Origin of the sequence: Methylobacterium trifolii, from assembly GCF_022179685.1 — a bacterium.
In the GTDB taxonomy this organism is placed as follows: domain Bacteria; phylum Pseudomonadota; class Alphaproteobacteria; order Rhizobiales; family Beijerinckiaceae; genus Methylobacterium; species Methylobacterium trifolii.
In genome coordinates this window covers 1-7,483 of record NZ_BPRB01000229.1, presented here as the reverse complement: position 1 = coordinate 7,483, position 7,483 = coordinate 1, and the positions used below count along the sequence as shown (strand labels likewise).

Annotated in this window: 7 protein-coding genes and 1 pseudogene; 5 read left to right on the top strand and 3 right to left on the bottom strand. The window is 64.6% G+C overall.

The window, feature by feature from the left end; genetic code table 11:
- Positions 1-79: 79 nt before the first annotated feature.
- Positions 80-1,612, top strand: a complete 1,533-nt coding sequence (locus tag COGEMETH_RS19045; protein WP_238184177.1) for a sensor domain-containing diguanylate cyclase — start codon at positions 80-82, stop codon at positions 1,610-1,612.
- A gap of 38 nt (positions 1,613-1,650) precedes the next feature.
- On the opposite strand, the gene COGEMETH_RS19040 is transcribed toward COGEMETH_RS19045, so the two are convergent.
- Complete coding sequence (locus COGEMETH_RS19040; RefSeq protein WP_238184176.1) at positions 1,651-2,847, bottom strand: tyrosine-type recombinase/integrase; 1,197 nt, start codon at positions 2,845-2,847, stop codon at positions 1,651-1,653.
- A gap of 701 nt (positions 2,848-3,548) precedes the next feature.
- On the opposite strand from COGEMETH_RS19040, the gene COGEMETH_RS19035 reads away from it, so the two are divergent.
- The 3 genes from COGEMETH_RS19035 (at position 3,549) to COGEMETH_RS19025 (ending at position 4,846) form a co-directional block, all read left to right on the top strand.
- Positions 3,549-3,911: a helix-turn-helix domain-containing protein gene (locus tag COGEMETH_RS19035; RefSeq protein WP_238184175.1), complete on the top strand. Its 363-nt coding sequence runs from the start codon at positions 3,549-3,551 to the stop codon at positions 3,909-3,911.
- Complete coding sequence (locus COGEMETH_RS19030) at positions 3,908-4,435, top strand: ImmA/IrrE family metallo-endopeptidase (RefSeq protein ID WP_238184174.1); 528 nt, start codon at positions 3,908-3,910, stop codon at positions 4,433-4,435. The genes COGEMETH_RS19035 and COGEMETH_RS19030 overlap by 4 nt, the downstream gene beginning before the upstream one ends.
- A gap of 159 nt (positions 4,436-4,594) precedes the next feature.
- Entirely contained in the window at positions 4,595-4,846 is a 252-nt protein-coding gene (locus COGEMETH_RS19025; RefSeq protein ID WP_238184173.1) for a hypothetical protein, read from the top strand.
- Between the two features lie 561 nt (positions 4,847-5,407).
- Here COGEMETH_RS19025 and COGEMETH_RS19020 read toward each other — a convergent pair.
- On the bottom strand, positions 5,408-6,697 hold the full coding sequence (locus COGEMETH_RS19020) for a Y-family DNA polymerase (RefSeq protein ID WP_238184172.1): 1,290 nt from the start codon (positions 6,695-6,697) through the stop codon (positions 5,408-5,410).
- Positions 6,694-7,149, bottom strand: a complete 456-nt coding sequence (locus tag COGEMETH_RS19015; RefSeq protein ID WP_373875397.1) for a LexA family protein — start codon at positions 7,147-7,149, stop codon at positions 6,694-6,696. The genes COGEMETH_RS19020 and COGEMETH_RS19015 overlap by 4 nt, the downstream gene beginning before the upstream one ends.
- A 130-nt stretch (positions 7,150-7,279) precedes the next feature.
- On the opposite strand from COGEMETH_RS19015, the pseudogene COGEMETH_RS19010 reads away from it, so the two are divergent.
- Positions 7,280-7,483 (top strand): annotated as a pseudogene (locus COGEMETH_RS19010) (hypothetical protein); the annotation flags it as partial.

Below are 7,483 nucleotides of genomic sequence, written 5' to 3'. Positions count from 1 at the left end.
CGCGCGGTAGGAGGCTCCCGGCAGGTGGAGCGGTAACGGAGGCTGGTGAACAACCAAGACGGATGCCCGAAGGCTCGTCATGATTCGCCCAGTTCCGAACGCACGGTGGATCCGGTCGGCACGCACCTGGATCGTGCTCGGCGTCCTGGCGCCGGTCGGCATGCTCGTCGTGTCCGGGCTGATGCTGCTCGACCTGCGCAAGGACGCCTACGACAAGGCGGACCAGACCTCCCGCAACCTGCTCCAGGTGATCGAGCGCGACATCGACCGCAACTTCGAGATCTTCGACCTCTCTCTCAAAGCCATCGTCGACAATCTGAAGGCGCCGGGCGTCGCCTCGGCCACGCCTGAGCTGCAGCAACTCATCCTGTTCGACCGGGCCGCCACCGCGCAGGACATGGGTATCATGTTCGTCCTAGACGAGCGCGGCGAAGTCGTCATCGACGAGGGGGCGCTGCCGCCCCGGAAGGGCAACTACGCCGACCGCGAGTACTTTCGCGTCCACAAGGCGAGGCCCGACCTCGGCCTCTACATCGGCCGGCCCCTGGTCTCGCGCCTCACCGGCGAGCGGATGCTGCCGTTCAGCCGCCGCATCAGCAAGGCGGACGGCAGCTTCGGCGGCGTCGCCTACGGAAGCCTCAAGCTGACCTACTTCAGCCGGCTGTTCGACCGGCTGGGCCTCGGGCAGGACGGCGCCATAAACCTCTACCTGCGCGACGGCACCCGCATCATGCGGCAGCCCTTCCGCGAGGCGGACATCGGCGCGAACATTGCCAACACGCTCAACTTCGAACGCTTCGTCAGCGCCCGCAGCGGAAGCTTCATCGGCACCTCCGTCCGAGACAAGGTCGAACGGCACTACGCCTTCACCCAGGTCGGCGACCTGCCACTGATCCTGAACGTCGCCCTCTCGACCCGCGAGATCGAAGCCGAATGGCGCGAGAAGGCTCTCGTCATCGGCGCGATCGTCCTTGCCCTATGTGGGTTGACGATCGCCCTGTCGCTCCTGTTCGGGCGCGAACTCCGCCGGCGCGGCGCGCTGGAGGTGGAGCTGTCGCGCCTGTCGCTTACCGACGCTCTGACGGGCCTCGCTAACCGCCGCCGCTTCGAAGAGACCGTCGAACGAGCCTGGCAGGACAGGCGGCGCGGCGCGGACGCACTCTCGCTCCTCATCGTCGATGCCGACCACTTCAAGCGCTACAACGACCGCTACGGGCATGCCGTCGGCGACGAGGTGCTGAAGGGGCTGGCCCGTTCCATCGCAACGAGCGTGCATCGTCCGATCGATCTGGTGGCACGGGTGGGTGGTGAGGAGTTCGCCCTCCTGCTCCCCGACACGGATCAGGAAGGCGCCCTCCGGGTTGCGGGCAAGGTTCATGATGCCCTCAGATCCCTGGCCGTAACCTCCGCCGGCATCGAGGCCGGCACCATCACGGTCAGCATCGGCCTCGCCGTCAGCGCCGGCTCGGACGACGGCGATCCGGAATCCCTGTATCGGCGGGCCGATGCGGCACTCTATGCGGCGAAGGCGGCCGGCCGAAACCAGACTAAGTGTGCTCTTGCGTTGGAGGAACATTTGAGCGAGCGCATGCTTCGCTTGGTCCGGGGGTAATTCGAGAGCGTGTGTCAGTGTTAGACATATTAGCGAACTCACGCTTCAAATAGACGAGGCGCTCCGTTCACTATGAACTCTCTTCGTTTGTCAGCCAGAATTTTGGCATAGGTCTTCTCGATCATCCGAACGCTCGTCCCACAGTTCTCGGCGAGGACGGTAAGTGGCATTCCAGCCTCAATGGATCGCGATATGTAGGAGTGACGTAGGGCGTAAAACGTACCCTCAGGATCAAGTCCAGCTAGCGCGATGGCGCGTTCCATCGGCCGCTGTTGATCACTTGGCTTCCAAGGTTGGCCATGCGTGCGTGCCAATAGGGGCTCACTTTTTCCACGTATGCCGACGAGGCGCGCAAAGAAGGAAACGGCCTCCGGTTGTAGGATGACGGCACGGGGACCGGTCTTGCCGCTCGGTACGTTCAGGGTCTCGCGATCGTGGTCAAAGTGGCGAACTTCACAAACGCAAAGCTCCCCATACCGCGCTCCGGTCAGAAAGCCGGCCGTGAGCAAATCGCGGAAGGCGGTATCGTTTGTGGCCGTAAGCAAGCGGAGCACCTCGGCGACCGTGAAGTGCACCTCGCGCGCTCGGGCGACACCCTGGAAAGGTCGGACGAGCCGCCATGCGCTATCATCGGAGATCCGGTTGGCAGGGTCGCCGACGGCGTGATTGAGTAGCGCCTTGACGATACTGAGCACGCGATTAGCCGTGTCTTGGCTGCGCCGCCGCCGCTCGGCATCGCCATCCTTCTGCACGAGCCCGTCACGCCACGCCTCCAACTGGCGGCGGGTTAGATCCTCGATCCGCATCGTGCCGAACCGAGGCAAGAACAAGCGCCTCAAGCGTAGCCGGGCATCGTACGCGGTACGATTGTTGCGAGCCTCCAGGCCGGACAAGTAGGCGTCAGCGGCGAGCTCGACAGTGAGTGGCGTTCCACGCTTTGGACTGCCCTCTCCATCACCCTGCGCTACGGCCTTCGCCCGCTCCTGCGCCTGCCAGAATGTCAGAACGGTGTTGCCGTCGCTGTCGGACAGGTCGTCCGCCGTCGCAATGCGCTTTGTCCAGGTCCCGCTTTGGCCATCGGCCACACGCACGACCCAAGTGCCGGCGGTCGCGGTCCGACGATAGCCCAGTGAGACACCAGGGACGACCCGCACGAAGGTCGGCTTCCGAGCAACCGGCAGCTTGAGCCGACTAGTGCGGGTCTCCAGCTTGGGGGCACGCGCGCTGCGGGGCATGGTGTCCAGTTTGTGTCCTGCCGACGTGCGTGGTTTGTGCCATACTCAGCTGGACAAGCCAAGCGAAGAAAATCAAATACGCTATTTGAACCAATGCGATAGCTGGATGTCCCTGGACCGCCTTGGACGATCAGCTTTGCCCTCTCACGGCGAAAACAGGGGTTCGATTCCCCTTGGGAGCGCCAGCAGCATCAAGCACTTAGCGTGCTTTTGGACTTCGTCTCACACAGCTGTCTCACATAGCCGACGAATTTCTCGTTGTTGAGCGGGCGGGCGTTTTCATGTGCGTCCCGCTTCAACAATCCTCGTCTTTGGCGAGAGCTTCGGGTTGGACCTCGCTAGTGGGTGCGCGATGTCAGCGTCCCGGATCAATGCCAACACCGAGGTGAGCGACCGCTCAAAGCGGCCGCAGTGCGCGCCGTGATCTTACAGGCGCGCGCAGACCATCGGTGCTCGGTCCGCAGGCTCAGCCCGAGCCTAAGAAAGAGACGCATGTAGCGGTACTCTTGTCGTCTTGGCCGATGGGAGCCCTGAAAGTGCGGTCTACGCGTGCATCGCAGGCCGCGCGAGATTGGCCCGCGCACCTCCTCGAAATCCCACACTATTCCAGGCAAGGCTTGACCCAGCTTTGCCAGCTGGCTATCTTGTGAACCAATCGGTTGATTTATGATCTAACTGGAGATCGGCCGAGGGAGGGAGCGATGGTCAACGCACTGGGCAAGGCCCTCAGAAATCTGAGGATGGACCGCGGTTGGCTGTTGAAGGACATGGCGGACGGTGTCGCCGTGTCGTCGTCGTTCCTCAGCGCGATCGAGACGGGCAAGAAGGCTGTCCCGGACGACCTCATCGACCGAATCGTCGACTGGGGCCGGTTGAGCCGCGAGGAGGAGCGCGCTCTGGAACGCGCCTTCGCCCAATCGGTCCAGGAAGTCCGCATCCGCCTGCCCAACTCCTTGTCGGCGGACGACCGCGAGGCGGCCGCAGTGCTCGCGCGGAGCTTCGGATCGCTCCCGAGCGAAGATCTCGCCGCGATCCGCGCGATTATCGATCGGAGAAAGGCATGAGCGACGCTGTTTACATGGCACCGCCGATGTCGCGGGCGAACATCGAAGCCGGCACGATGGCGATGCGCCGTCTTCTCGGTCTGACTGAACCCTTCTTGGATGTCGCTCGGCTTCTGGAATACGCCCTCGGAGGCATAGCACCAGGCTTCGAGTTCGAAGTCCTCGACGCGGACATCATGGGCGTCCGGCATGGGCAGATGGATCCGGGGAAACGGACCGTCGCTCTGCGTCTGGATGTCTACGAGGGCTTGATCGCGAACCGTGGGCGCGACCGCTTCACCGCATGCCACGAGATTGGCCACGCGGTGCTGCACGGAGGCAGGCTCAACCGCCTCGCTCCGGGCTTGAAGCCAGCCCCGTACCGCGACCCGGAATGGCAGGCAAATACGTTCGCGGGAGCTTTGCTGATGCCGGCGCACATGATGGCGGACGTCGGCTCAATCGCGGACGCCGCAGAGGAGTTCGGCGTCACCGAGGATGCGGCTGAAGTGCGCGCCCGCGTCCTCAAGCTGGAGATTTCATGACCTTTGATGAGACGGCTAGGTCCGGGTTGTGACCCCGGACCTAGCTGAAAGCCCGCAGAACGTTTGGACGCTGCGCGGGACTGCACTTGGTCGACGCCTCTTAAGTGAGGAAATCCTCGTGTTCGTCAAGCGGCGTCCTCCACTGAAGGAGGAGCCGAGATGGCTACCTGTGACGTTGCCCTCGTTCGCCAGGGCGGAGTGAATTTCGCGATCGTGTGCGTGGCGGACCACGTGATTAACAGCACTTCATCCAGCGAGCAGATGGTGAGAGCGTGGACTTACGAGTTGGGTGTGCCGGTCGCCCTGATGGGCGCACGGCAGCACAACACTTACGGCCGCCGCGACATCGTCGACTGGCTGTCTAACGTGCACCCGGGGCGTTTGCCCTGGCGCCGTGCCACCCTGTCCTGATGTGGAGGTAGCGATCATGGCACCTCCCCTCAAGCCTGGGCAGACGGCCCCCCGTTCAGGCCAGTACGAGCAAGTCGGACCTCGTGGCGGCAGCACCGGCGAAGAGCGCACGGTCGTCCGCGGCGAGCCGATGCCGCCGACCCCTAAGCCCGGCATGGGCTACCGCTTGGTCGACCCCTCGAAGAACGGAGCTGGTCGCAAGTAGGCGGCCCCAACGTAGGCACCCCGTCCGGTTCAAACGGACGGGGTGTACAAGTCTTCCTTATTTGTGCCTTTTATGGAGTTTTGGTTGTGTCGATAGAGATGGTCTACCTAATTGCATGTCTCGCGATCACGATGGGCGCGTACTATGCCGCATACTTGTTCGCGCGGAAGGATGAACTGACCTACGCTATCTGCTTCTTCCTAGTGGCATCTGGATCGTTCTATGGGGCGGCTTCTGTGATCAGAGACCCGACCCCCGCGAAGCCACGAGCCGAGATGACGAATCCTATAGTGCCGTCGCAGCCCGACCCGAAGTGATCAAATGTCCATCGTTTTATCTGCCACGAATTAGATCACTTACGCCGTCGCAACCGGGAGCTCCCCGACCTGCGTCGTGTAGCGCGGCGAGCGCATCTCGAACTTCGTCGACCACGCCCGCCTTTCGACCAATCCGGCCCGCGCCGGCACCACGGCGCCCCGGCCCCAGCGCGCGTTGCAGGCGTCGATCGCAGTCATCAGCGGGCCCGAGCGCTCGCGATCGAGCTGGTCGATCAGCGCCCGTGGGCTGGCCTCCAGCGGGACGAGGTCGACCGTGACCACGCCGGCCTTGCTGTAGCGCCAGGGCTGCGCGCCCTGTTCGCGCCAAGTCCTGGCGATGCCCAGCCGGGCCGCCTTGATCAGCGTGAGGGTGTCGTTCGTGTGCTCGGGCAGGCGCACCGTCGTCGAGACCGAACGCTGCGGCCTATCCCGGTCATGCTCGCTCGTATGGTAGAAGACCGTGACGTGAGCGGTGCCCAGGCCCTCGCGTCGCAGCTTCTCGCCGAGCCGCGTGGCATGGGTGGCCACCGCCTGCTCCAGCGTGGCGCGGTCCTCGACTCGGGCGGCGAACGACCGGGTCACGGCGCAGCCCTTCCGGCGGGCCGGCAACAGGTCCAGCGGCAGGCAGGCCAGCCCGCGCAGTTCGTGGATGATGCGCTCGCCCACCACGCTCAGGCTCTTGCGCACCGGCCGGGGATCGAGGTCGCGCAGGTCCGCCACGCTGTCGACGCCCATGGCCTCGAGCTTTGCCAGCGAGGCCCGGCCGATCCCCCAGACATCGCCGACGTGGACGTGGCAGAGCCAGTGATCGTAGGCCACCGGGTCGGTGAGGTCGCAGACGCCGCCGAGTTCCGGGATCGTCTTGGCGACGTGGTTGGCGAGCTTGGCCAGCGTCTTGGTCGGGCCGATGCCGACGCAGGTCGGGATGCCGGTCCAGGCTCGCACCGTGGCCCGCAGATCCAGCGCCAGGGCCATCCGGTCGCGCTCGCGCACGTCCGAGAGGTCGAGGAAACTCTCGTCGATCGAGTAGATCTCCACGTCCGGCGCGAAGGTCCGGTAGACCGCGTTCATGCGGGCGCTCATGTCGCCGTAGAGGGTGTAGTTCGACGAGAACACGCGCACGCCCTGGGCCCGGCACAGGTCGCGGATCTTGAAGTACGGCTCGCCCATGCGGATGCCGAGCGCCTTGGCCTCGGCCGTGCGGGCGATGGCGTTGCCGTCGTTGTTGGACAGGACGATCACCGGCACGCCGGCGAGCTTCGGATCGAACACGCGCTCGCAGGAGCAGTAGAAGCTGTTGCCGTCGATGAGCGCGATCGCGCGGCTCATCGGCCGAGCGCCGCGTGCGCCACGTGCCAGTGGATCGTGAAGCGAACCACGCCCCAGATCGCAGCCTCGCCGAACTCTTCGAGGGCGAAGGCCGGCAGGTCAGAATTTTCGAAGGCTAGCCGCGCGACGTTGCCCTCGACCAGCATCCGCTTGATCGACATCTGCCCGTCGATCGCCACGACGACGACGCTGTCATGGCCTGCCGTTAGGCTGCGATCGACCGCGGCCAAGTCCCGGTCGAAGATGCCCGCGCCCTGCATGCTCTTGCCGCGGATCTGCCAGAGGAAGGTCGCCGGCGGGTTCGGGACGAGCCAGCGCGGCAGTTCGAGCGCGCCTTCCACGAAGTCGTCGGCCGGCGAGGGGAAGCCGGCGCAGAGCGCCTGCCCCATCACCGGGATGCGGACTGTGGACGAATCATCTGCCCGCAGCACCTCGACCCGAAAAAGGTCCACCCGCTTCCCTCCGCCGTGATAGAACGAACAAGGAACAAACAGGCGCACAGATCCGGGTCAAGCTTGCCCTCCGAGCCTGTGGAAACAGTGGATGGCGGCCGATCAGGGCTTGGTGAAAGGGAGAGCGACCATGGGTATGACGACGACGCATCTCGTCCAGACGTTCGTGCTGAAACGGAAGCGTCTCGGGCCGGGGGAGCGCATCCTGGTGCCCAACTCGACCGCGCCTTGAAGCGAGCCGAGGCTATGGCCAGCCGCATGCCAGGCACCGCGGCGCTGAAGATCGTAGCCGACGACGAGACCGGGGAACTTGAGAGCGCGACGATCCTCGGGC